Below are 3,190 nucleotides of genomic sequence, written 5' to 3' on the forward strand. Positions count from 1 at the left end.
GATCAGGCCCCAGTTAGCCCCGCCTGCGCCCGCCACATCCACAGCGGCGGCGCCCATGTCCATCAGGCGACGCGCGGTGCGGCCCGACAGACCAGCGCCGGTTTCCTTGACCACCACCGGCACCTCCAGCTTCAGGATCAGGGCTTCCAGCGCCGCGCCGACACCCCACCAGTCACGGTCGCCCTCGGGCTGACAGGCTTCCTGCAAGGGGTTCAGATGAACGATCAGGGCGTCCGCGCCGATCATCTCGACCGCGCGCCGCGCCTCATCGACGCCAAAGCCACGCGTCAGTTGCGCCGCGCCGATGTTGGACAGGATAAAGGTGTCCGGCGCCCGGTTGCGCATGGCCATGTCCAGACCGCCGGTCGCCGCGTCCTCAATTGCCGTGCGCTGAGAGCCGACGGCCAGGGCGATGCCCAGATGCTGGGCCGCTTCGGCCAGGCGGGCGTTGATGCCTTCGGCCCTTGACGGTCCGCCCGTCATTGAACTGATCAGCAAGGGCGCCTTCAGCCGTCGGCCGAGAAAGTCCGCGCCCAGGTCGATCTTGTCGTGATCCAGATCAGGCAAAGCCTCATGGACGAAGCGGATCGTGTCGAAGCCCGCGTCGCGCGCATGACGCCCACGACCAGACAACACCACGTCGAGATGCTGGTCCTTGCGGCCGGATGACGGAAAGCCAGTCATCCAGGCCGATTAGACGTCGATCATGGCTCCCGTGCGGCGGGCGAGTTTTCACGCGGTGTGCTGACGGGTTGGCGCTCCAGCGTCAGGGCGTAGGCCCCTGTCTGGTTGGGGCCGTAGGCGCGGGCGCGGATGACGTACCAACCATCGCTGGGCGCGGTCCAGTCCAGCCGCGCATGCATGTCGGACAGGCCGTCGTCATCATGGGCGATGCTGGAGAAGCTGTCGCCGTCCTCGCCCAGGTCGATGTAGGAATCAAAGGCGTTGGACACCATGGTGATCCGCAGCTTGTCGTCCTTCTTCGCCTGGAAGCGATAGGCGTCGTAATAGGCGCCCTCGTCCGACAGTTCATCCTTGTCCGTCAGGGTGCCGCGCGCCGTAGCCCCGATCAGCAGGCTGCCGGGCTTGGGCTCTGGCCCGCGGTCCGACAATTCCAGCGAGTACAAACCCTTGCTGTCCGACGAATAGGAGGTGGCCCGCACGATATACTGGCCATCCGCCGGCAGGGTGTAGATCAGACGTGCGTCCGTCCCCTCGCCCAGCCCGTCGTCATCGCTGACGTCGGCGCTGAACTCTCCGTCCGCCGAACCGATCTCCAGATAGGCGTCGAAATCCCCGGAGCGCAGGACGGCCTGGATGCGCTGGCCTTCCGTGCCGGTGAAGACATAGTCGGTGTAGCGTTTGCCGCTGTCGCTCTGCGGTCCGTCTTCCAGCAGTTCGCCCTCGATGGTCTGACCGAAGACGGCCTCGGTCGGTGGAGGCGGCGGCGCGGTTTCAGACAGTTCCAGCGTGAACTTGCCGTCGCTGTCGGCGCTGAACGCCCGCGCCTCCAGAATGTAATCGCCGTCCGCAGCCAGCGTATAGGCGAGGCGTGAATCCGTGCCGCTGCCGCCGTCGTCGTTCTCGGCCAGAACCGTATTGTCCGATGCGCGACGCAGGGTCAGATAGGCGTCGAAATCCTTGGATTTCAGGTCGGCGGCGATGCGCTGGCCGTTGGTCCCGGTGAAACGATAGGTCTCGACACGGCGGCCGTTGTCGTTCGTCGGGCTGGAGCGGTTCAGCGTGCCGTCGACCTTGTCGCCGACGGCGATGGGATTGGACGGCGGTGCGGGCGGGGCCTCCGCCAGACCGACCGTGAACCGCCCAGTGCCGCTTGAGAATGAGGTCGCGCGAATGATGTATTCGCCTGCGTTCGGCGCCGTGAAGGTCAGGCGCGAGTTCAGGCCGCCGTCTGGGCCGTCGTCGTTCCGCCCCATCTCGATGAAGTCCGGCCCGTTCATCCGCCCGACCAGAACCACCGAATCGAAGGCGTCCGAATCCTGGGTGATGGTGAAGCGTTGGCCCGCAGCGGCGCGGAACGAATAGGCCTTGTAACGCCCGCCGTCGTCACTCTCTGGATCGCGTGAACTCAGGTCGCCGCTGATGGTCGAACCCAGGCGAATGGGCGTCGGACGCGGCCCGCGAGGCGCACGCGGACGCTCGGTCAAGGACAGGCGGTAGTCGCCGCCGTCCAGGCCGCTGTAGGTGCGCGCCCGCAGAATATAGACCCCGTCCGTTTCCGGCGTGTAGCGCAGGCGCGCGTCGCTGCCCTCGCCCAGACCGTCGTCATCCTCGACCAGGGGCGTGGTCGATCCCTCGGCGTAGAGGGCCAGATAGGCGTCGAAATCGCTGGAGCGCAGGATGGCCTCCAACGGCTGCCCCGCGCGGGCCTGGAAACGATAGTCATCATAGACGTAGCCGTTGCGCGGCCCCTTGCGGTCGCTGGACGTCAGCGCCCCTTCGACTGTGCCGCCGATCCGTATCGACGCTGCTTCCTGAGCCAGTGACGGTCCCGCCGCCAAAACCAGGGCCAGTGCGCTGACAGCGACAACAAGGCTCGGACGCTTCATGAAATCCTCCGTAGGGTTCGGCCGATCATAGACGACGAACCGAGACGCCTGTAAATCGCCGCCATCCTGAATTTCCTCCCACGGTAGTGAACTTATGTCGGCACAGCCCTCCAGCGCGCACCTGATTGACGGCAAAGCTTTTTCCGCCGCCCTGGTGGATCGCGTCGCCGCCGCTGCGGCCAAGCTTGAAGCCGAGCATGGGGTCAAACCCGGCCTGGCCGTGGTCATTGTGGGCGAGGACCCGGCCAGCCAGCTCTATGTCCGCAACAAGGGCGAAACGACGGTTAAGGCCGGGATGCGTTCCGACACGCACCGCCTGCCCGACACCACGACCCAGGATGAACTGCTGGCCCTGATCGCGACCCTGAACGCCGATGCCGGCATTCACGGCATTCTGGTTCAACTGCCCCTGCCCAAGGCCATCGATTCCGCTGCGGTTCTGGACGCCATCTCGCCGGACAAGGATGTGGACGGTTTCCACGTCGTCAACGCCGGGCGTCTGGCGGTCGGCCTGCCCGGCATGGTGCCCTGCACCCCGCTGGGCTCGCTGATGATGCTGAAGGACCAGTTGGGCGACCTGACCGGCCTGAATGCTGTGATCGTCGGCCGCTCCAACATCG

General features: G+C 66.0%; 3 protein-coding genes. 1 reads left to right on the forward strand and 2 read right to left on the reverse strand.

The window, feature by feature from the left end:
- Both QZ281_RS10795 and QZ281_RS10800 read right to left on the reverse strand, forming a co-directional pair.
- On the reverse strand, positions 1–684 hold a 684-nt coding region (locus QZ281_RS10795), incomplete at its 3' end, for an alpha-hydroxy-acid oxidizing protein (RefSeq protein ID WP_292228240.1).
- Positions 685–704: 20 nt separating this feature from the next.
- Positions 705–2,570: a PPC domain-containing protein gene (locus QZ281_RS10800; RefSeq protein WP_292228242.1), complete on the reverse strand. Its 1,866-nt coding sequence runs from the start codon at positions 2,568–2,570 to the stop codon at positions 705–707.
- 94 nt (positions 2,571–2,664) lie between these two features.
- Between QZ281_RS10800 and QZ281_RS10805 the strand changes: the two genes are divergently transcribed.
- A partial coding sequence (locus QZ281_RS10805; protein ID WP_292228244.1) for a tetrahydrofolate dehydrogenase/cyclohydrolase catalytic domain-containing protein occupies positions 2,665–3,190 on the forward strand: 526 nt, incomplete at its 3' end.

It is taken from the genome of Brevundimonas sp. (assembly GCF_018608325.1).
Taxonomy (GTDB): domain Bacteria; phylum Pseudomonadota; class Alphaproteobacteria; order Caulobacterales; family Caulobacteraceae; genus Brevundimonas.